The organism is Bradyrhizobium sp. 187 (assembly GCF_023101005.1).
Lineage (GTDB): Bacteria > Pseudomonadota > Alphaproteobacteria > Rhizobiales > Xanthobacteraceae > Bradyrhizobium > Bradyrhizobium canariense_D.
Map to the genome: position 1 here is coordinate 6,701,339 of NZ_CP064693.1, position 20,460 is coordinate 6,721,798.

Sequence of the window (20,460 nt, forward strand, 5' to 3'; positions counted from 1 at the left end):
TGTCGAGACATCAAGCCGGCCCCGCCTCACCGGTTTACCCGGAATTATGACCGCCGTGGTCCAATGTCGATCGCTCGGCACAACGACAAAAACACCAGGACGACGAGGCGGCATGTCCCTTTCCTTTGCCAACAGCATCACGGTGCAGGGTCGTGCGCGAGCCCTGGTGCCGCTGTGCGTCGGTGCGAGCGCCTATCTCTTCTTCGTGTATGTCGGCGACACGCTGCTTCAGGACTCCGACTCGCTCTGGCAGATCAAGATCGGACAATGGATCCTCGATCACCAGGCGCTTCCCTACACGGACTTCTATTCCTTCACCCGTCCGGGGGCGCCCTGGGTTTCGACCTCATGGCTGTCGCAGGTCCTGTTCGCCCTCTCCTATGCGCAATGGGATTGGGCCGGCCCGGTGATCCTCACCGCGCTTGCGGTCGCATTGTCGGCGGCGATGCTGGTCGGCCTGCTCGAGGCCCATCTGGAAATTCCGCGAGCGGTCCTGTTCGCGATGTTCGCGCTGTTGCTGTCGCTGCACCACGTTCTGGCGCGGCCACACATGCTGGCGCTGCCCGTGATGATCGCGTGGGTCGGCGTATTGATGGCCGCAGCCGACCGCAAGGGCGCCCCGTCATGGTACTGGCTGCCGCTAATGTCCCTGTGGTCGAACCTGCATGGCGGCTTCGTGCTGGGCCTGGCGCTGATCGGCCCGATGTCATTTGTGGCGCTCTGGGGCATGGAGTCCGGCAAGCAGGTCCGACTGCTGTCGCGCTGGTTCCTGTTCGGTGTTGCGGCACTCGCCGCAAGCTGCGTCACGCCTTATGGCTGGCGCACATTGCTCGGCGCGATCAACATCCTCAATCTGGGCGAGCTGCTGACGATCATCTCCGAGTGGGCGCCCGCGAACTTCGCCTCCTTCAACGCATTCGAAGGCGCGCTGTTCGGCCTGATTGCGATCGGGCTGTATCGCGGCCTGACGCTCTCGCCCCCGCGTATTCTTCTGATCCTGCTTCTGACCTGGATGGCGCTCACCCACGTCAGGAGCATCGAGGCCTTCGCCTTCCTGGTGCCGCTGGTACTGGCCAAGCCCCTCGGCGAACGGTCTGCGCTGCCGCAGCCTGGCACGCAGGGCGGCGAGAGTTGGGCTGCCCGTTACGTCACCGCGACAGGCGCGCTGATGATCGTGGCCGCAGGCTGGACCTCGACCTCACTCTACATGGCGCATCACCGCTTCACCTTCACGATGGATCAGACACCGGTCGCCGCCGTCGATCTGCTCGAGAAACGCAAGGCGCAACGCATCTTCAACGCCTACCAGTTCGGCGGCTATCTGATCTCGCGTGACATCCCGGTCTTCATCGACGGCCGCGCCGAGCTCTACGGCGAAACCTTCGCCATGGACGTCTTCAAGGCCGTGGAGCTCAAGAAGCTCGACAGTCTGACGCGGCTGCTCGACGCGTACCAGATCGACGCCACGCTCATGGTCGCGGACGCACCGGCCGCCCAGGTGCTGGACCACATCAAGGGCTGGAAGCGGCTCTACGCGGACAACATCGCCGTGATCCACGTGCGAACCGGCGGCACAGAGGCCGGCGCGATGCCGGAAGCGGAGTCCTCGAGGGAAGCCGTCAAGTGAGCGCGTCAGCTCAGCAGCCGATATCCGGTCCATCGCGCCGCTGGATCGGAATTCCTCTCGTGATGCTGCCAGCGTTTTCGATCGCAACGCTCTTCGCCTGGGGCGTCCTGATCTCCACCTTCACCCATCCCGGTTGGATCGGGCTGAACCACGTCGCTCCCGGCACCGACTGGATGGTGTTTTACGGCGCCGTCAGATCGTTGCTCGCCGGCAATCTTGCGCTGGTCACCGATGGTGACGCGTTCACGGCCTATCTCAACCAGTCGTTCGCATCATGGCTCACGGTGCCTCTGGAGTTCCGTCCATGGTTCTATCCGCCCGGCTTCCTCGTTCTGCTGCTGCCATTCGCGCCGCTTGGCTTCATCGGCTCCTATGTCGCATTCCAGGCCGCGACCGCAGGCTTCCTGGCCTGGGCGCTTCGCAACCGGTCCGATCAGCCGCAACTGACGCCCTACATCATCGCGGCCGTGCTGGTCTCGCCATCGGCATCTCTCAACCTGGCCGATGGACAATGCGCCTTTCTCGTTGCCGCACTGCTGGTCGCGGGCGTCAGGCTGCTCGGACCGCGACCGCTCCTGGCCGGGGCAATCCTCGGGCTGCTGAGTTTCAAGCCGCAATTCTTCCTGCTCGTCCCGCTCGCGCTAATGGGGGCGCGCCGCTATGGCAGCCTGTGCGCTGCTGCATGCTCGGCATTCGCATTGGCGGCTGCAAGTGCCATGATTTTTGGCGTCGAATTGTGGCTCTGGTGGATACCGCAGGCGTACAACAATCTGGTCAGCCCCGACGCGAAATGGCTGGCCTATGGCCGCATCTGGGGTCACAGCGTGTGGGCCTGCGCGATGCTGCTAGGCCTGCCGGAGCTGCTGGCCTCCATCCTGCAGCTGGCCGCGATCCTTTCGAGCGCGGCGGCAACGTTCGCGGTCTTTCGCTCCTCGCTCAGTACCAACAACAAGCTGATCGTACTGCTTGCGGCAACCGTGCTGGCAGCCCCGCATTCGGGCCCTTATGACGCGACGCTGCTGACGGTCGCCGTCGTGCTGTGGCTTGCCGCATCGATCGATGCTCCACGCTTTCGCGACTGGCTGATCGGGCTCGGCATCTGGATGGTGCCGTTGCTCAGCCCGGCGGTGTATATTCCGGCGGGACGACTATCGCCGCTCCTCATCGTCGCTCTCATCGGCGTCGTGTTCGGCGCGTTGCGCAGTCCGGCAGGGTCTGGCGAGCCGGCAATGTCGCCGCATTCCTGAATCCAATCTGCGGCTGGCGATGCGGGCGCCGAAGTGATGACGCAAACTCCAGAGCGTGTGCCACCACTTCTAGCGTGATTGGCGAGAGATGGTGGGCGCGGCGCTTAGGCACCTTTGCCTGCCGTACTTCTGAGTTTCCAGTGCAACTGCATCAAAATCGTCAATGCGAGCGCAGTGAAGCAAATCCAGACTGTCACCGCGGATCTATTCTGGATTTCTTCGCTGCGCTCGCAATGACGGGGCGCTGAGTTGGCACCACCCGCAAATCACCATCACCAACAAAAAACGCGGCGTTTCCGCCGCGTTTTTCAATTCGATCTGCCGTACGCGATTACGCCTGCGGCTGCGGCTCCAGGCCGGGATCCGGATCGGGTCGCGGGCGCGACTTGCCGGCCGGCGGCACGGCCGAGGCGCGCGGTGTGGTCGGCTCGAGCACGGATTCGCGGTTCGGCTTCTTGCCCTTGAGCAGGTCGATGATCTCGTCGCCGGAGAGCGTCTCGAATTCGAGCAGGCCCTTGGCGAGAGCTTCGAGATCGGCGCGCTTCTCGGTGAGAATACGCGTTGCCTCGTTATAGCCTTCTTCGACGAAGCGCCGGATCTCGGTATCGATCTTCTGAACCGTCGCTTCCGATGCGTTCTGGGTGCGCGACACCGACATGCCCAGGAAAACCTCGTCCTGATTCTCGCCGTAGGACACGGTACCGAGCGCCTCGGACAGGCCCCAGCGCGTCACCATCATGCGTGCCAGACGCGTCGCCTGTTCGATGTCGGACGACGCACCCGAGGTTACCTTCTCGCGACCGAAGATCAGCTCTTCGGCGACGCGGCCACCCATCATGATGGCAAGGCGCGAGGTCATCTGCTCCAGCGACATCGACAGCTTGTCACGCTCGGGCAACTGCATGACCATACCCAGCGCACGCCCGCGCGGAATGATGGTCGCCTTGTGGATCGGATCGGTCGCGACGACGTTGAGGCCGACGATGGCGTGGCCGCCCTCGTGATAGGCCGTCAGCAGCTTCTCTTCCTCGGTCATGACGAGCGACTTGCGCTCGGCGCCCATCATCACCTTGTCCTTGGCTTCCTCGAACTCGGCCTGGGTCACCATCCGCTTGTTGCGGCGGGCGGCGGTGAGCGCGGCTTCGTTGACGAGGTTCATCAGGTCGGCGCCGGAGAAACCCGGGGTGCCGCGCGCGATGGTCTTGAGGTTGATATCCGGCGCCAGCGGCACCTTGCGGACGTGGACCTTGAGGATCTGCTCGCGGCCGACGACGTCCGGGTTGGGCACCACGACCTGACGGTCGAAGCGGCCGGGACGCAGCAGCGCGGGATCGAGCACGTCGGGACGGTTGGTCGCGGCGATCAGGATCACGCCCTCGTTGGCCTCGAAGCCGTCCATCTCGACCAGCAACTGGTTCAGCGTCTGCTCGCGCTCGTCATTGCCGCCGCCGAGGCCGGCGCCACGGTGACGACCGACGGCGTCGATTTCGTCGATGAAGATGATGCAGGGCGCGTTCTTCTTAGCCTGCTCGAACATGTCGCGGACGCGGCTGGCGCCGACGCCGACGAACATCTCGACGAAGTCAGAACCCGAAATGGTGAAGAACGGCACGTTGGCTTCGCCCGCGACCGCACGCGCGATCAGGGTCTTGCCGGTGCCGGGAGGTCCGACCAGCAGCACGCCGCGCGGAATTCGGCCGCCGAGGCGCTGGAATTTGCCGGGGTCGCGCAGGAATTCGACGATCTCCTGCAGGTCCTGCTTGGCCTCGTCGACGCCCGCGACGTCCTCGAAGGTGACGCGGCCATGCGCTTCAGTCAGCATTTTTGCGCGCGACTTGCCGAAGCCCATCGCCTTGCCGGCGCCGCCCTGCATCTGCCGCGACAGGAAGATCCACACGCCGATCAGCGCGATGAAGGGCAGCCAGGAGACCAGCAGCGAGACGAACCACGGCACGTTGTCGCCGGGCGGCTTCGCGGTGATCTGCACCTTGCTGTCATAGAGGCGCTTCACGAGCGTCGGATCGCTCGGCGCATAGGTCTGGAAGCTCGAGCCGTTGGTGAAGGTGCCGTGAATGTCCGGCCCCTGGATTACGACGTCGCGCACATTGCCGCGGTCAACCTCGCTCAGGAGCTGGGAGAAGGCGATGTCCTGCGAGGAGGCGCGCTGACCCGGATTCTGGAAGAGCGTGAACAACGCCAACAGCAGCAGGACAATGATGACCCAGAGGGCGAAATTGCGCAGATTGGCGTTCATCGATCTTCCTTCGTGGTCGCGCGGATCGCGGCCTGAGCCTTGGGCAGTTATTTGGGCAGCGCGAGGAAATCCCCAAGGAATCCTCTCGGTTAGACGCATACAATCTAGGTGTCGCTCCGGTCGCTGCCAAGGGAACGAGATGGGACTATTTAGCCCATCTTAGTCCGATTCCCGCTGAAATAATGGCGCTCGGGTCCGGGTTTTTCCTGCCTGGTTAAGGTGTCCTCACGGCGCGGTCTCGAAACGGCCGGTGCCATGATCCGCCCTTATGCACCCTTGATCCACCCTTGCGCCGGGCCGGCGCCGGGGCGATGCGGATACGTCCCCCGGCAAGGCTGATCAAGGCTCCCGCAAGCGTCTGCTTCAGGGCCGGCCGGCCATTTGCGGGTGCGCGGGCACTTGCGGCAATGGCCTGATCGAGCGCGGCCAGGAGGGATTCGACCTTGCCGAGTTCCGCCGGCCCCTCATGCCCGAACGCGTTGATGGCCCGCAGCAGGATCCGCAGCCGGACCTCCTCCGGCAGGGCGGCAAACCCGGAGGCCTCGAAGCTTCGAACGCCGGCCTGCGGCGCATCGCCGCGATCCCGCAAACGGAGGAAGCGCTCGGCTCCATCGGTCAGCACCTCGACGGCCAAATTGGCGCGCGCCAGCCTTGCCGCGAGCCGAGCCAGGCTGCGGGCATCACCGCCCTCCGCCGCGAGCTGCGGCAGCAGCGCACGCAGCCGCGGCCGGGTAAAGGCAGCGTCGTGGTTGGTGGGATCGTCGGCAAAGCCGATCTTCGCCCGCTTCAAGGTCGCGATCAGCTGCGACTTCGGAACATCGAGTAGTGGACGCGCAAGAACGACGCCGTCGCGCTCGGTGAGACGGGCCATCGCCGACAGCCCGGCTAATCCGCTGCCGCGCACAAGCCGCATCAACAGGGTCTCGGCCTGGTCGTCGCGGGTGTGGGCGGTCAGCACGTGGCTCGCACCGGCGAGGCGCGCGGCCTGCACAAGCAGGCGGTAGCGAGCTTCGCGCGCGGCGGCCGGCAGTCCCGTTTTCGGCTTTGCCCCGCGCCAGCGCACGGTCCGGTGCGGCAGGCCAAGCCCGGTTGCGAGACGCTTGACCTCGCGCGCCTCGCGCGCCGCCTCCGGCCGCAAGCCGTGGTCGATGGTGACTACGGTGAGACGCGGGCCGCGCGAAAGGCTGCGATGCCAGCGCGCCGCAAGCCACATCAGCGCCACCGAGTCGGGCCCGCCGGAGACCGCGAGCAGCAGTCCCTGCGCGCCTTTCAGGCCTGCGAAGAGGCGCTTGGCCTCACGCGCCGAGATCGGTGAATTGTCCTCTGACATGACACTGCAATCGTCCGCGGATGGACACTGTTTAGCGCAGCGCCATCCGTCTTGTCAGGATCAATCGCCGCGCCTCAGCACTTCACCCGCTTCTGCTCGCGGTCGACCGCAGCTTTGACGCCGGCGGAAGCGCGCGGATATTTGCGACCGACTTCACCGAAGGCGGCACACGCCGCCTCCTTCTCCTTCAGCGCCGCCAGCGACTGGCCGAGCCGCAGCAGGGCATCCGGTGCCTTGGCGGATTTGTCGTATTTCGTGGTGACGGCGAGGAAGGCTTCCGCGGAGTCGCGATATTGCTGGCGCTGGAAATAGCTCTCGCCGAGCCAGTATTGCGCGTCACCGAGCAGCGGGTCGCTCGGATATTTCTGCGAGAAATTCTTCATGGTCTGCTCGGCCAGCGCATAGTCCTTGCGCTGCATGTAGCCGATTCCGAGGTCGAATTCGTCGCGCGGCGTTGCCGAGGGCGGCAGGGTCGCAAGGCCGGTGCCGCCTGATGGCGCGGGAGAGCCGGATGAGACCGGCGGATAGCCGGGCTGCGCAGCCTGAGGCCCGACCGCCTGCGGATAGCGGGGGCCGCTGTTGGCGAGATCAAGCGGTTCGCCGGCGCCACGGCCGCCGGGCGCGCCGCTCGGGGCACCTGCAGGCATCGGTTGCTGCCCGCCGCCGAGCGCGCGCGGCGCACCCGGCGCATTCGGACTCTGGTTCGGGTCGAAGGCATCGCCGCGGCGGCGCGTGCCCGGCGCGCCGGGCGCAGGCTGCTCCTGAACGATCGGTGCCGGAGAGGCGATCTGCGGCTGCTCGTAATTCGGCTGGGCCGCTTGCTGGTGCGGCGGCTGCTGGCGATAGGCCGGCGCGGCTTGTGCGGGCGGCATGGCCGCGACATTGGGCTGGACCGGCGTCTGGCCGGGCGAAGCTTGCGCGCCGCCCTCGAGCGCTCTTAGCCGCTCTTCGAGCTGGCGGTTGCGATATTGCAGCTCTTCGTTCTGACCGGTGAGCTGGCGCAGCTGGTTCTCCAGCCGCTCGATCCGCATCTCGGGATCTGCATCGTCCGATTGTGCGAGGGCGGGCGAGCACAACGAAAGCAGCGCGGCGATCGCCACGGTGCCGGTGAAAACCTTAAATCTGGATGACATCTTGCCCTGACGACGAAAGCGAAATGGCCTGCGACCGAACATTCGACGCGCCACACATTGAAGGGGAGTACGCCAAAACTGTGACTGTAACAAACGGGTTTCTGTCACAGATCGCTGAAACGAAACCGGCGCCCGAGAGGGCGCCGGCATAATCGCTATCTGAAGATGAACGGCGCCTGACCGATCGTCAGGAGCTCGCGTTCAGCACGGTGACGGCGCGGCGGTTCTGCGACCAGCAGGAGATGTCGTTGCAAACGGCCACCGGCCGCTCCTTGCCGTACGAGATCGTGCGCATGCGGTTCGGATCGATGCCGCGCGAGGCGAGGAACGAACGCACCGATTGGGCGCGGCGAGCGCCGAGCGCGATGTTGTATTCGCGGGTGCCGCGTTCGTCGGCATGACCTTCGACCGTGAAGCTGTAGCGCGGATAGCTCTGGAGCCACTGCGCCTGCTTCTCCAGGGTCACGATCGCCTGCGGGGTCAGATCGGTCTGGTCGCTTTCGAAGAACACGCGGTCGCCGACATTGACGACGAAGTCTTGCTGGCTGCCCGGCGTCGCCGCGTTGGCCATCGCATCCGTGGCAGAGTTCTTGTTGGCGCAGGCACCCATCGACAACGCGACGGCAAGCACCGCGGCCAGCTTCAATCCCTGGAGGATGCGCATAGGATGTTTCATTCCGGAGCCTCCACGCTCACGTTTCGTCCACTGCTGTCCGGTCTACAGGGGGTTGGTTAAGCGAACGTTCCGTCAACCTTGATGGAACCTTGCCACAGCCGGTCAAATGCCCCCAACCAGCGAAAAGCAACCGTCATGGTTAATGGGTTGTAAATGTGGCGCGACGGTGAAGGCAAGCCGCAACGACCGGCAAAAACCGCGGCCTTTGCTGGAATTTTAGGCTCGTCGCGTGGGGCCTAGCGGGCAGAACCCGTTGCCGAGACGGCTACGTCCGGGGGCCGCTGCGTGGCCAGCGACACCGGGCGCGCGGCAGCCTGGCGGGGGCTGCTGCGTTGAAACAGCATGCGCCGCTCAAACGCGCTGGAGCGCATGATCGGAAAGCGCGTCAGGACCTTTTCCCGCTGGTTCCGGAAATCGGACGCCATCAGCACGGCCTTCTTGGTGGGCCAGCCCGGAAACCCGCGTGGCTCCGGTGAAATGGTCTCGTGCAGGAAGATGCGACGATAAAACGCCTGGTGGTCGGTCCGGATCATGGCCAGCCCGGTATCGGCGTTGAAATGATCGCAGGCCACAAAGGCCAGCCGCACCGTCAGATAGGGCAGCTCCGGAAAACGCTGGTGCTTTTCGGGATCGGCAACAAACCGGCATGGATCGATGAGAACTTCGCCGCGGTCGAGGCGGGGATGCAGCACGTCGCCAAACACTTCGGTCGTGTAGGACATCCGCCAGTCCGACGTCAGGACGTGAATGCGAACGGAGCTGCAGAGCTCTCCATCGACATAGACCCCGAAATTCCAGGTGTTGGGCGCATCGTCGAAGCGATCGGTTACGCGCCGCGACTCCGACGGCTCGATCAGACCGGCGTGCAGATAGGCCCGGTACCGCATCAAATAGAGGTTGTCTCGGTCCTCGGGAGTTTCGATCAGGCGGTAATCGATGCGGTCAAACAGAGCGGCTCCCCGCGGAAGGAGCACCGTTTGCGGTTCAGCTCCAGACGTCATCCAGTACCCCTACACTCCAAAGCAACTTCTGCGAGTGTGAGGAGATTAATGGTTCATTAACGGAATTGCAAAGGCTTAGAAACGTTAGGGTTAACCTTTGCAGCCCGCAAAAACACGGGCGAACGAGAGCTAAATGCGTTGAAGGAGCGAGGCGGAGAAAGATCAGGCGATCGATCGCGAGGACACCATGACGATGTGGTCCTCAGCCCCGCGGCGGCCATGCGAGGCATTGAGCAATTGGCGAATCCGGACTGCCGGCACCGGCCGGCTGAACAGATAGCCCTGCCCTTCGGTCACGGTGCCGTCGGCGCTGATCAACTCGAGCTGATCATTGGTCTCGATGCCCTCGACCACGACCGCCATGCCGAGATCGGCCGACAGCCGCGCTACGCCGCGCAGCAGCGTCAGCGGCCGGTCGGCATCGATGCCCTCGAGGAAGGAGCGGTCGATCTTCACCTTCTGCATCGGGAAATTGTGCAGGTAGCTGAGGCTCGAATATCCGGTGCCGAAATCATCCAGCGAAATGCGCACGCCGATCGCATGCAATTGCGACAGGATGTCGTGCGTGAGCTGGGTGTTGCGCAACAGCGAGGATTCGGTGATCTCGATCTCCAGCCGATGCGCCGGGAGCCCCGAAACCTCGAGCGCGTAGCGGATTTCGCTCAAGACGTCGCGCTGGTGGAATTGCTGCGGCGAGAAGTTGACGGCGACGCTGACGCCCTCCGGCCATTTCATGCATTCCATGCAAGCGCGGCGCAGGATCCAGCGGCCGAGATCGACGATCAGCCCCATGTCCTCGGCGACCGGGATGATGTCGATCGGCGAGACCGTGCCGCGCACCGGATGATTCCAGCGCAGCAGCGCCTCGCACGTCGTGATCTTGCCGGATTTCAGATTGACCAGCGGCTGATAGAACAGCTCGAACTCCTCGTTGGCGAGCGCCTTGCGCAGATCGAGCTCGAGGATGCGGCGCGCCTCGACGGTCGCCGCCATCTCGTCGCGGAAGAAGCAGAAGGTGCCGCGGCCGTCGGCCTTGGCCCGGTACAGCGCCATGTCGGCATTCTTGAGCAGCGTGTCTGCGCTGATGCCCTCCGGCAAGGTCAATGCGATGCCGACGCTGGCGCCGATCTCGACCAGATGATTGTCGATGCGGTAACGCTCGCTCAGCCGTTCGACGATCCGGCGCGCCAGCGCAGCGGCGTCCTCGGGCGAGGAGATGTTCTCCTGGAACACGACGAATTCGTCACCGCCGAAGCGGGCGACGAAATCCTCGGGGCGCAGCATCTCGCGCAGACGGTTGGCGACCGCGCACAGGAGCTGGTCGCCGCAGGGATGGCCGAGCGTGTCGTTGACCTGCTTGAACTGGTCGAGGTCGACGAACAGCAGCGCGGACAGGCGCTCGGCGCCGTGCGAGATCGCCAGCAGCCTTTCGATCTCATCGCGGAAATGAACGCGGTTGGGCAGCGCGGTGAGGTCGTCGTAGCGCGCCAGATGCGTGATCTTGGCCTCGGCGCTACGTCGCTCGGTAATGTCCTCGAGCAGCACCACCGCGCCACCGTCAGCCATCGGCTGGACAGTCCAGGACAACGACCGGTTTCGCTGCGTATCGGGATCGGCGGTGATGATCTCCTTGGCTTGCGAACTCTCGATGTCCGCGACGATTCGCTCGCCGCTCCCAGCCGAGATGGATCCCGCGCTCACGCACGCCGCGACGATGTCACGCGCGTTGACCCCGCGCTGCGCGAGACCTTCCGGCAGATTCATCATTGCGCCGAAGCGGTGGTTCATGACCGCCAGCTGTCCGTCGACGCGGAACATGCAGAGGCCGTGCGGCATGTTGTTCAGAGCCGTATCGAACTGGCCGGCGAGCGCGGCTTCACGCTCACGTGCCACGACCGCTCCCATGAAGATTCGATGCAGATTCACCGAGAGCTGCATGATCGCCATCAGGAACGCGGCGCTGACCAGCGCCATCGCGATGTAGTAGGGTGTTCCACGCAGCGCCAAGGCAAGCACGGCCGGGCCGAAGATCAGCACGGCCTGGAGGTGGAAGATCGCAGGCCGGCCATATGCCCTGCCCGCGCCGCCTGCCGCGATTCCGGTCGTGACCGACAAGGCGATCATGTGGGCCACGGCGTCGTCCGTGGCCAACAGGGTGGTGGCGCACCAGATGCCGATCGCAGCCGCCTGGATCTTTGCTCCGATCTGATAGCGCTTCTGCCAGCGTGCGGCCGCCTCGACGGTCATGACCGCGTGACGTGCCTGATAGAGGCGCAGGTCGATCGCCCGCGCGGTCCCGGCCAGGATCAGAAGTGCGACGCACGCCCAGATCAGCGGCTCGCCCGTCCTCAGCGCGGTCAGGGCCGCACCAATCGACACGAAAATGAGTCCCGCCAGCAACGGGCCAGGCGCTTCGAACAGCGAATCGATTTGCGCCGCCGAAGTTTTCGGCGGCCGCTGTTCCGGCTCTCCGCTATGACTTGCAAACTGCATCTGGTGTTTACGCGCGTCCTGTCTGGAGCGCAGTTTTACCGATCCGGTATGAAGTCTTTCTGAGGGAACATCGTTAAAGTCGAGTTGTTTTGAATGACCAATAGTCGGAATACATCAATAGAAACAAACCCATGGGAAAAGTTTGCCTAGTGCAACCTTAAAGAACAATTATCGCGGGGAAACATCTCGCCAAGTTTTCGGAAAAGGCGCGCGGTCAAATCATCGCGCGCCGGGGGCGGCGGCTAGCCCGATGTCGAGGACAAGAGCGGCGACCATGCCGGGTCGGAGGCGAAGCCCGGCGTCGGCACCTTCAGCTCGTTGCGGCCCGAGATGTCGACGGAGAACAGCGACGGCCCGCCGCTGCCGCCCGGATCGCGGAAGAACATCAGCACGCGGCCGTTCGGCGAGAAGGTCGGACCTTCGTTGTGGTAGCCAGAAGTGAGAAGCCGTTCGCCGGAGCCGTCCGGCTTCATCACGCCGATCGAAAACTGCCCGCCGCCTTGCCTGGTGAAGGCGATGTAATCTCCGCGCGGCGACCACACTGGCGTCGAATAGGTGGCGTTGTTGTCGTCCTTGGAGAAGGAGATGCGCTGCGCCGCTCCGCCGCCCGCGGCCATGACATAAATCTGCGATCTGCCGCCGCGATCGGACTCGAAGCAGATGCGGGTGCCGTCCGGGGAGTAGGAAGGCGAGGTGTCGATCGCGGGCGTGTCGGTGAGGCGCGTGGTCGAGCGCGAGCGCAGATCCATCACGAACAGGTTGGAATTGCCGCCCTGCTGCAGGCTCATGATGACGCGCTGGCCGTCCGGCGAGAACCTCGGCGCAAAGGTCATGCCGGGGAAGTTGCCGACGATCTCGCGCTGGCCGGTCTCGATGTTGAACAGGTAGACCTTCGGATCGCCCTGGCCAAATTCCATGTAGGTGATCTCTTGCGAGTTCGGGGAGAAGCGCGGCGTCAGCACGAGGTCGGAGCCGCGGGTCAGATAGCGCACATTGGCGCCGTCCTGGTCCATCATCGCGAGCCGCTTGACGCGGCGCTCTTTCGGCCCGGTCTCGTCAACGAACACCACGCGGCTGTCGAAATAGCCCTTCTCGCCGGTCAGCTTCTCATAGATCTGGTCGGAGATGATGTGGGCGATGCGACGCCAATATTCCGGCGAGGTGAAATATTGTTGGCCGGCGAGCTGCTGGCCGGTGACGACGTCCCACAAGCGGAATTCAGCCTTGAGGCGGCCGTCCGGCTGCCGCGTCATGCGGCCGGTGACGAGGGCCTGCGCGTTCAGGGTCTTCCAGTTCTCGAACTGCGGCGCGACGTCGATGTTGCTGATGCGCTCGATGAAGGCGGCCTGGTCGACCGGCGCAAACAGGCCCGAGCGCTTCAGATTGTTGGTGATGACCTGGGTGACGCCGTTGCCGACGTCACCGTCGGCCGGCGAGCCCGGCACAAAATTGGTGATCGCAATCGGAATCGGCCGAAACTCGGTGGGATCGATGCGGAGCCGTCCCTGCGGCTGCTGGGCCAAGGCTTGTCCGCCCCCCAGCATCGCGAGCGTCGATCCGGTCAGGGTCATGAAGCGGCGGCGGTTCATCGATCGAACGTCATTCATCGCAAAATTCTTTTGTTCGGATGTCACAACATGTCTTTCAGGCCGAAAGTCATCGGAATGAGCTTCCAGCTCTCGTATTGCTGCTTCGGCATGAACGAATAGACCTGACACTGCACGATGGCGCGTCTGGCACTCTCCGCCACCGCCTGTGCGATCGATCGCGACGGTCCCCTCACCGCGACGACGATCGGCTCGGACGCGAGCGATCCGTCGATCTTCATGGGAATGTCGATGTCGGCTTCGTATTGATCCGCATCCTGGCCGTTATAGGTCGGCGTGAAGCAGCGCTTCACCGCCCCCTGGAACGCGCCCCGCCAGGTCGCAATGTTGTTGGCGGCCGTTCCGGTCGTCGATCCCAGCGAGGCCGACGCATTCAGCGTCGAGCCGGCGAGTTCGTGCCGGGTCGCGGCGCGCTTGTCGAGATCGCGCTGGATCTGCGCGGGATCGAAGCTGCGCTCCTTGGGCTTCGGCAGCTGCTGTTGCGGCTGCACCGCCGCGACCTTTTGCTCCGGCGGCTTGGGCGGCGGCTTCTTGGTTTCGAGCTTTTTCTGCAGCTCGGCGATCGGATCTTCCTTGGCCGGGTCAGGCTTTTTTTCCGGCGGCTTCGGTTCTTCCTTGGGCTTCGCCTCAGCGACGGGCTTGGGCGGCTCGGGCTTCTTCTCGACCGGCTTCTCCACGGGTTTTGGCGGCGGCTCCGGCGTCGAGTTGGTCTTGATCAGCTCTTTCTTCTCGGTGACCTTGCCGACAGCGTCTTCCTCGGGCTTGGCTTCCGCGATCTTCTCGACCTTCGGCTTCGGCTCTTTCTTGTCGCCGGTCTTCTGCCCCGACATCATCTGCGCGAGTTGATCGGTGGAGATGATGTCGATCGGCAGCGACTCTTCCGCCGGCACAAAAGCCCTGCTGCTAAAGGTGACGAGCCCCCATCCCAGCACGAGGACGTGGAGGGCAATCGACGCAACGAGTGTCTTGTCGACCTTCACCTTCACGGTTTACCCCTGATCCGCTTCCGTGACGAGCGCCAGCTTCTTGAAGCCTGCGCCGGACAACTGGCCCATGACCTTGGCCACCGTCCCGTAATCCGCCTTCTTGTCGGCACGCAAATAGATGCGTTCCTCGAGCCCGCCGCGCGCGTCCGTGATCGCCTTCAGCTTGGGGATCAGTTCGTTGATCGCGATCTCGGCGTCGTTGATGAACACCTTGCCCTTGATGTCCACCGACATCTGGATCGGCTTCTGGTCGTTGTTTTCGAGGCTCTTGGCCTGGGTCTGCGGCAGGTCGAGCGGCACGCCGACCGTCAACATCGGCGCCGAGACCATGAAGATGATGAGCAGCACCAGCATCACGTCCACCATCGGCGTGACGTTGATTTCGGCCACGACCGGCTTGCGCCGGCCACGGCGCCCACCGCCTCCGGACGAACTCGCAACGTTCATGCCCATGGTCTGGTGCCCAAATTGCCCTTCACACTATACATGCCGTCCGTCAGCCCCGCTCGTCGATCTGGCGCGACAGGATGGCTGAAAATTCATCGGCGAAGCCTTCGAGCCGCTGGGCCTGCCGGTTCACCTCGGAGGTGAACTTATTGTAGAAAATAGTGGCAGGAATGGCGGCGATAAGGCCGACGGCGGTCGCAAACAGCGCCTCCGCGATGCCAGGGGCCACCACCGCCAAAGAGGTGTTTTTCGACGCCGCGATCGACTGGAAGCTCGACATGATGCCCCAGACGGTGCCGAACAGGCCGACGAAGGGGCCTGCGGAGCCGACGGTGGCGAGCACCAGCAGCCGGCGTTCCAGCCGCTCGACCTCGCGGGCGATCGAGACATTCATGACCTTGTCGATGCGCATCTGAAGGCCTGCGACCGAGCGGGCCTGGCTCTCGAACGAACGCTTCCACTCGCGCATCGCGGCGACGAAGCAGGCCGCCATGGAATGTGTCGGCTTGGCCGAGAGCGTGCGATAGAGGTCCTCGATCGACTCGCCGGACCAGAAAGCCTGCTCGAAACGGTCCATCGAGCGGCGGGTGCGGGCAAACAGGAAGATCTTGTCGATGGCGATCGCCCAGACCCAGACCGAGCAGGCGAGAAGCCCCAGCATCACCGCTTTCACGATCCAGTGAGCCTGCCAGAACAGCGCGATCAGCGACACGTCCGCGGAAGCGGCAACCGGAAGGGCTGACTGAGCCACGTCGGCCGGATTCATAAGCAGTATCCTCTCAAGGCGATCGTTACCTGATGTCCCGACCTAATGTCCCGGCCAGCAAATGGCCGCCGGTTCCCCAATAGCCGCGCTAGAACCGGCGCGGCCGGCAAGCCCGCTCAAAGCCTTGTCTTTCTGGGGTGCAGGGCTCGTCCAAAGCCGGCCGCCTGCATTCCCTGCCAAGATGTCAAAACTATGGGCCCGACCCCAAGGCTCAGACTTCAGGCTTTGGGCGCGCGATTGTCCGCAATTACCAGAGCCCGGCGATGGTTAATGCTGGGTTACCGCAGACGAATTTGAGTGCGGGAAAGGGAGGTCGCACAGGGGGATGGGAGGCGCGGCGGGCGGGCCGTGTTCCCGACGGGACGGTGCGCTGCGCCCGGGACAGCAGAGTTCCGCTTTCCCGTGCGCATCAGGAGCGGAGCCCGCTATCCCGGTCAGAGGAACCAGCCTCCGTCCGAAAAATTGTCTGGAAAATCACTTCTCGCGAGGTTTTGCCATGAGCATCAACCCCAAGACGACCGCCGCGGTCGGCGATCATCCGCTCCACCCCATGATCATCCCGTTCCCCGTCGCCTTCCTGGTCGGCGCGCCCATCGCCGATCTCGCCTTCATCGGCACCGGTGACGGCTTTTGGGCCAGAGCCGCGATCTGGCTGATCGGCGCCGGTATTGTGATGGCGCTCGTTGCGGCCGTGGCCGGCTTCACCGACTTCTTCAGCGACGCCCGCATCCGCAGCCTCAATGACGCCTGGTATCACATGATCGGCAATCTCGTAGCCGTCGTGCTGGCCCTGATCAATTTCTACCTCCGCTACGCGCAAGGCGCGGAAGCTGCAATCAAGCCGTGGGGCGTGGCGCTGTCCCTGGTCGTGGTCGGCATTCTGCTTTTCACGGGCTGGAAGGGCTGGGAGTTGGTCTACCGGCATCACGTCGCGGTGCTGGACGCGCCGGGCCAGACCAGTTCGGAGCCGGTCAGCCCGCGTCATGGCGGCGAGAGCCGCCGCCGCGCCGCGTGAACGAGGAGCACGTCGCCTGATGACGTGACGGCGAGTCAGGCCTCGGAAGCGGGCTCTGGGCAATTGGTCAGCCGCGCCGGATTGCCGATTGCGGTGCAGCCCCGGGGCACGTCGCTCGTCACGACGGTGTCGGCGCCGATCTTTGCAAAATCGCCGATTCTGACGTTGCCGAGAATTGTCGCGCCGGAGCCGATGAACACGCCGCGACCAATGCGAGGCGAGCGCGCCGGCAGTTCCGTGCCACGACCGATGCTGACGTTCTGAAGGATGGTGGCCTCGTCGCCGATCACCACATCGGCACCGATCACGATGCCGGTGGCGTGGTCGAGATACACCGACGATCCCAAGCTCGCCGCCGGATGAATGCTGACCTGCAGGACGTTCGACGCCTCGTTCTGAAACAGCAGCGCCGCGTCACCATGGTCGTGATGCCAGAGCCAGTTCGAGACGCGCCACGCCTGCAAGGCGACGTAGCCCTTCAAGTGCAGCAGCGGCGCCAACACTCCGCTGATGGCGGGATCGCCAAGCACGATGGCCTGCAAGTCGCGGCCGGCCGCCTCGATCAGATCCGGCTGACCATTGAAGGCGTCGCGGGAAAATGTCGTGAAGCGCGCGCGTTCGACCTCGCTGTCGCCAAGCCGGCGTCCGATCAGGTCGGACAGTGCGGCGGTAAAATCGTCATGGACGAGGATGAGTCCGACAAGAGCCTTGCCGAATATGGCGTCGGCTGCCGCGGTGCGCTGCGCCTCGTCGCGGATCTTCTGCCAGAGGGTTTCGCTCGCCATCATCGCCGCTTCCGCCATCGTTGCTGCCTGCGGTATTTTGACGCTTCCTTTTCACTGTCGGCTATAGGCCGTCGGCAGCCCGCGCGCCACGCACCCCGTGAGGCTACGAGCTTGCATGCCAAGCAGTCGGGATCATATATATGGAGGCAGCCGAGTTCCGCCCGTAGCTATGGTCTCAGGTTCGTGCTGCCGCGCTGGCCCGGGTTGCTCAGGCAAAGCATCTCGTTCAAAGCCCCGCAGTGGTCCGCCATCCCCGGGATTGTCGCACACAGCGGCCCTCAGTGCTGCCGAAGCGAATCCCGAATCCCCGTCCTCCAAGGTCACGCCAATACATGTCGCCCAACGCCCCCGCTGACGACCAACACGACGACATCATGTATCCCTCCGCCCTGCCGTTCCTGCTGGTCCATCTCGGCTGCATTGCTGCGATCTGGACCGGCGTTACCTGGCAGGCCATCGCGATCTGCGCCTCACTCTATGTCGTCCGTATGTTTGCGATCGGAGCAGGCTACCACCGCTATTTCTCCCATCGGGCTTTTGCGACCGGTCGAGTGTTTCAGTTCATCCTGGCCTGGCTTGCGCAAAGCACCGCGCAGAAAAGCGTTTTGTGGTGGGCGGCCAAGCATCGACATCATCATCTGCATTCCGATACCGAAGACGACGTGCATTCGCCGCGTCATCGAGGCTTCCTCTACAGTCATCTCGGCTGGATTTTTTACAGGGAGCACGATGGCACCGACCTCGTGAAAGTCGGAGATTTCGCCGCCTATCCGGAGTTGATGTGGCTGCATCGCCTGGAACTCCTGCCAGCCGTCACGCTGGCTGCGCTCTGCTTCCTGGTTGGCGGATGGTCCGGTCTCGTCGTCGGCTTCCTGTGGAGCACCGTGCTGGTCTATCACGCGACCTTCTGCATCAATTCCCTCGCCCACGTGCATGGACGCAAGCGGTACGTGACCGGCGATGATTCACGCAACAATTGGCTGCTGGCCTTGTTCACTCTCGGTGAGGGCTGGCACAACAATCACCACGCCTACCAGAGCAGCGTGCGGCAGGGTTTTCGCTGGTGGGAAATCGACGTCACCTATTACATCCTGAAGGTGCTGTCCTGGTTCGGCATCGTCTGGAACATGAAGTCGCCACCCGAGCAGGTGCTGCGCAACGAGCAGCCGCTTGGCGCACGCGTCATCAACCGGGCGGCCCGCGAGCTTGCCGGACGGTTCGATGCGCAGACCCTGGCGCATGCGATTTCGTCGGCGCTCCGCCGAGCCGATTTGGCCCAGTTGCAACTGCCGACGCTGCACGACATCCTGAGTCGCGCGCACGAAGGTGTCGATGCACTGACGCATCTGCATTTGCCGAAGATTCCGACCCGCGACGAGTTTCTCGCCGAGGCCAAGGCGATGTTTGCGCGAACGCGATCACTGAACGAGATCGTGGACTATGCCTACGAACACTTCCTGGAGTCGGTTCGCGCGCAGCTCGCCACGGCGCGCTGACCAAGTCTCTCTGGACCAGGACTTTCCAGATCAAGACTTTTCCAAACCAAGGCAATCCGGACGGTCGCGGCAGCCTGACGCGCATTCCCAAAATCAAACCGCCCGCCTGCGGGTTGCGCAGGCGGGCGGCTCGGGGCCATCAGGACTTTGGGGGCATGCGCCTGACGGCTTTGAGAGGCGTCAGTCCCGAGATCAAGCTTGAGATCAACCTTGCTGCTGGTCGGTCGGCGGCGGGGTCGGGCGTGTCTTGTGTTGCGCCATGAACTGGTCGAACTCTTCCTTGTCCTTGGCGTGACGCAGACGGTCGAGGAAGTTCTTGAACTCGACCTGCTCCTCCTCGAGCCGCTGCAATGTCTCGGTGCGGTACTCGTCAAAGGCGCGGTTGCCGCTCGAGGGCGGACCGAAGCCAAAGCCGAAACCGTGGCGCTCCATGCGGCCGCGCATACGATCCATCTTGTACTGCATCCGCTCCATCTTGTTCTGCCAGCGATCCTGGTTGCTCCAGCACGACATTCTTCTGCTCCCGAGTGTGAAAAAGAGAAGGGCAAGTCCGATCGGCCACCAGATGATGAAGCCGAGGATGGTCACGGCGATCCAGCCGGGATGCCAGGGCGTATTGAGCATGTGGGGGCGCTCGTATTGTTGGTCCGAAGGGCCGCGCCATCGATTGACATCAGCGGTGTAGGCCATTTCCCTCTCCATGACGGCATCAGCGCCGTTGTGAATGTAAATAACATTTACATAGGTAGATCATCCCGCGGTTTTGTCAAGCCGACCGCCTGACAGGGCGGGGCAATTATTTGGGTAACTTTATTTCGGCTTGCCCCAGGGACCACCGGGCGGCACGCCTGAACCGGAGGATGCCTCCGGCGGCACCGGCGGCGGCTCGGCGCTTTTCGCCGGGGGACGGCGATCGGTCGGGAAGCCGAGACCGCGCAGATAGATCAGCACCTCAGCTTCGAGCAGCTCGTCCGGCGACATCGGCAGCTTTCGACGCGCGGCGTCACCGCGGGAGAACAGCGAGGCCACGCCATGCGCCATGGACCAGATGTGCAGCGCCATCATCATCGCCGGCGGCCGCGGCGTGCCCGGCGGCGCCAGCGCGGCAAGCCGCTCCGCCGCGGCACGAATGATGTTGAAAGCACGCTCGCTGGCCGCCTGGAGCGCCGGATTGGCATCCACCGGGAGGCCAGATTCGAACATCGCGTTGTAGAACGCGGGCTCCTCGCGGGCGAAGGCGAGATAGGCCCTGCCGACACGCTCGAACGCCGTGACGGTGTCGGGCCGTCCGTCGTCCCAAGCCGCGGTCAGGCGCGATTCAAACTGCTCGAAGCCGCGCTGCGCGATCGAGGACAGCAGTTCTTCACGGTCGCGAAAATGCCGGTACGGCGCCGCCGCACTGACGCCGGCCATGCGCGCGGCATCGGCAAAGGTGAAGCCGGCCGCGCCCTTCTCGGCGATCAATCCGAGGGCGGCCTGCAACAGGGCTTCCTTCAGATTGCCGTGGTGATAGCCGCGCTCGGCGCGGCGCGTCTCCTTGCGCCAGCTCATGTGAACGACCTTTACATGAGCCGGCGGTGAAGGTCACTAGCGGCGA

17 protein-coding genes are annotated in these 20,460 nt (G+C 64.0%); 4 read left to right on the forward strand and 13 right to left on the reverse strand.

What is annotated here, in order from left to right; all coding sequences use genetic code 11:
* Positions 1-112 precede the first annotated feature (112 nt).
* Complete coding sequence (locus tag IVB19_RS32405; protein WP_085394682.1) at positions 113-1,627, forward strand: hypothetical protein; 1,515 nt, start codon at positions 113-115, stop codon at positions 1,625-1,627.
* 62 nt (positions 1,628-1,689) lie between these two features.
* Positions 1,690-2,874, forward strand: coding sequence for a glycosyltransferase family 87 protein (locus IVB19_RS32410; RefSeq protein WP_247820755.1), 1,185 nt, complete (start codon positions 1,690-1,692; stop codon positions 2,872-2,874).
* Between the two features lie 331 nt (positions 2,875-3,205).
* Here the strand turns inward: IVB19_RS32410 and ftsH are convergent, their stop codons facing one another.
* The 10 genes from ftsH to tolQ form a co-directional block, all read right to left on the reverse strand.
* A complete protein-coding gene (gene ftsH, locus IVB19_RS32415) occupies positions 3,206-5,128 on the reverse strand; it encodes an ATP-dependent zinc metalloprotease FtsH (protein ID WP_007596301.1) in 1,923 nt (640 codons plus the stop codon).
* A gap of 214 nt (positions 5,129-5,342) precedes the next feature.
* Positions 5,343-6,458 carry a tRNA lysidine(34) synthetase TilS gene (tilS, locus tag IVB19_RS32420; protein WP_247820756.1) on the reverse strand — a complete coding sequence of 372 codons (1,116 nt, stop codon included), beginning with the start codon at positions 6,456-6,458 and terminating at the stop codon, positions 5,343-5,345.
* Between the two features lie 74 nt (positions 6,459-6,532).
* Complete coding sequence (ybgF, locus tag IVB19_RS32425) at positions 6,533-7,591, reverse strand: tol-pal system protein YbgF (protein ID WP_018453795.1); 1,059 nt, start codon at positions 7,589-7,591, stop codon at positions 6,533-6,535.
* Between the two features lie 187 nt (positions 7,592-7,778).
* Positions 7,779-8,267, reverse strand: coding sequence for a peptidoglycan-associated lipoprotein Pal (gene pal, locus IVB19_RS32430; protein WP_026232595.1), 489 nt, complete (start codon positions 8,265-8,267; stop codon positions 7,779-7,781).
* 236 nt (positions 8,268-8,503) lie between these two features.
* Positions 8,504-9,268: an N-acyl amino acid synthase FeeM domain-containing protein gene (locus IVB19_RS32435; RefSeq protein WP_026232594.1), complete on the reverse strand. Its 765-nt coding sequence runs from the start codon at positions 9,266-9,268 to the stop codon at positions 8,504-8,506.
* A 162-nt stretch (positions 9,269-9,430) separates the two neighbouring features.
* Complete coding sequence (locus IVB19_RS32440) at positions 9,431-11,761, reverse strand: putative bifunctional diguanylate cyclase/phosphodiesterase (RefSeq protein WP_085348903.1); 2,331 nt, start codon at positions 11,759-11,761, stop codon at positions 9,431-9,433.
* A 242-nt stretch (positions 11,762-12,003) separates the two neighbouring features.
* A complete protein-coding gene (gene tolB, locus IVB19_RS32445) occupies positions 12,004-13,350 on the reverse strand; it encodes a Tol-Pal system beta propeller repeat protein TolB (RefSeq protein WP_026232593.1) in 1,347 nt (448 codons plus the stop codon).
* 41 nt (positions 13,351-13,391) lie between these two features.
* Positions 13,392-14,354, reverse strand: a complete 963-nt coding sequence (tolA, locus tag IVB19_RS32450) for a cell envelope integrity protein TolA (protein WP_018453790.1) — start codon at positions 14,352-14,354, stop codon at positions 13,392-13,394.
* 3 nt (positions 14,355-14,357) lie between these two features.
* Complete coding sequence (gene tolR, locus IVB19_RS32455) at positions 14,358-14,807, reverse strand: protein TolR (protein WP_018453789.1); 450 nt, start codon at positions 14,805-14,807, stop codon at positions 14,358-14,360.
* Positions 14,808-14,850: 43 nt separating this feature from the next.
* Positions 14,851-15,567: a protein TolQ gene (gene tolQ, locus IVB19_RS32460; protein ID WP_007596319.1), complete on the reverse strand. Its 717-nt coding sequence runs from the start codon at positions 15,565-15,567 to the stop codon at positions 14,851-14,853.
* Between the two features lie 496 nt (positions 15,568-16,063).
* Between tolQ and IVB19_RS32465 the strand changes: the two genes are divergently transcribed.
* Positions 16,064-16,582 (forward strand): DUF2231 domain-containing protein, encoded by a 519-nt coding sequence (locus IVB19_RS32465; RefSeq protein WP_018453788.1) that lies wholly within the window; start codon positions 16,064-16,066, stop codon positions 16,580-16,582.
* Positions 16,583-16,617: 35 nt separating this feature from the next.
* Here IVB19_RS32465 and IVB19_RS32470 read toward each other — a convergent pair whose 3' ends face one another.
* Positions 16,618-17,385 carry a serine acetyltransferase domain-containing protein gene (locus IVB19_RS32470; protein WP_247820757.1) on the reverse strand — a complete coding sequence of 256 codons (768 nt, stop codon included), beginning with the start codon at positions 17,383-17,385 and terminating at the stop codon, positions 16,618-16,620.
* A gap of 314 nt (positions 17,386-17,699) precedes the next feature.
* Here IVB19_RS32470 and IVB19_RS32475 point away from each other — a divergent pair, with 314 nt between their 5' ends.
* On the forward strand, positions 17,700-18,863 hold the full coding sequence (locus IVB19_RS32475) for an acyl-CoA desaturase (RefSeq protein ID WP_018453786.1): 1,164 nt from the start codon (positions 17,700-17,702) through the stop codon (positions 18,861-18,863).
* A gap of 204 nt (positions 18,864-19,067) precedes the next feature.
* On the opposite strand, the gene IVB19_RS32480 is transcribed toward IVB19_RS32475, so the two are convergent.
* Positions 19,068-19,553 (reverse strand): DUF2852 domain-containing protein, encoded by a 486-nt coding sequence (locus IVB19_RS32480; protein ID WP_018453785.1) that lies wholly within the window; start codon positions 19,551-19,553, stop codon positions 19,068-19,070.
* A 120-nt stretch (positions 19,554-19,673) separates the two neighbouring features.
* The gene (locus IVB19_RS32485) at positions 19,674-20,414 is read right to left on the reverse strand and encodes a TetR/AcrR family transcriptional regulator (RefSeq protein WP_085348908.1); all 741 of its coding nucleotides are present in this window, start codon (positions 20,412-20,414) and stop codon (positions 19,674-19,676) included.
* Positions 20,415-20,460: the final 46 nt, after the last annotated feature.

What these genes read in the sequence shown, in the direction of transcription:
- ftsH (WP_007596301.1), bottom strand. Translation starts at nt 5,128, where the DNA reads ATGAACGCCAATCTGCGCAATTTCGCCCTCTGGGTCATCATTGTCCTG.
- pal (WP_026232595.1), bottom strand. Translation starts at nt 8,267, where the DNA reads ATGAAACATCCTATGCGCATCCTCCAGGGATTGAAGCTGGCCGCGGTG.
- IVB19_RS32465 (WP_018453788.1), top strand. Translation starts at nt 16,064, where the DNA reads ATGAGCATCAACCCCAAGACGACCGCCGCGGTCGGCGATCATCCGCTC.
- tilS (WP_247820756.1), bottom strand. Translation starts at nt 6,458, where the DNA reads ATGTCAGAGGACAATTCACCGATCTCGGCGCGTGAGGCCAAGCGCCTC.
- IVB19_RS32480 (WP_018453785.1), bottom strand. Translation starts at nt 19,553, where the DNA reads ATGGCCTACACCGCTGATGTCAATCGATGGCGCGGCCCTTCGGACCAA.
- IVB19_RS32405 (WP_085394682.1), top strand. Translation starts at nt 113, where the DNA reads ATGTCCCTTTCCTTTGCCAACAGCATCACGGTGCAGGGTCGTGCGCGA.
- tolB (WP_026232593.1), bottom strand. Translation starts at nt 13,350, where the DNA reads ATGAACCGCCGCCGCTTCATGACCCTGACCGGATCGACGCTCGCGATG.
- IVB19_RS32435 (WP_026232594.1), bottom strand. Translation starts at nt 9,268, where the DNA reads ATGACGTCTGGAGCTGAACCGCAAACGGTGCTCCTTCCGCGGGGAGCC.
- IVB19_RS32410 (WP_247820755.1), top strand. Translation starts at nt 1,690, where the DNA reads ATGCTGCCAGCGTTTTCGATCGCAACGCTCTTCGCCTGGGGCGTCCTG.
- IVB19_RS32485 (WP_085348908.1), bottom strand. Translation starts at nt 20,414, where the DNA reads ATGAGCTGGCGCAAGGAGACGCGCCGCGCCGAGCGCGGCTATCACCAC.
- tolR (WP_018453789.1), bottom strand. Translation starts at nt 14,807, where the DNA reads ATGGGCATGAACGTTGCGAGTTCGTCCGGAGGCGGTGGGCGCCGTGGC.
- IVB19_RS32440 (WP_085348903.1), bottom strand. Translation starts at nt 11,761, where the DNA reads ATGCAGTTTGCAAGTCATAGCGGAGAGCCGGAACAGCGGCCGCCGAAA.
- IVB19_RS32475 (WP_018453786.1), top strand. Translation starts at nt 17,700, where the DNA reads ATGTCGCCCAACGCCCCCGCTGACGACCAACACGACGACATCATGTAT.
- ybgF (WP_018453795.1), bottom strand. Translation starts at nt 7,591, where the DNA reads ATGTCATCCAGATTTAAGGTTTTCACCGGCACCGTGGCGATCGCCGCG.
- tolQ (WP_007596319.1), bottom strand. Translation starts at nt 15,567, where the DNA reads ATGAATCCGGCCGACGTGGCTCAGTCAGCCCTTCCGGTTGCCGCTTCC.
- IVB19_RS32470 (WP_247820757.1), bottom strand. Translation starts at nt 17,385, where the DNA reads ATGGCGGAAGCGGCGATGATGGCGAGCGAAACCCTCTGGCAGAAGATC.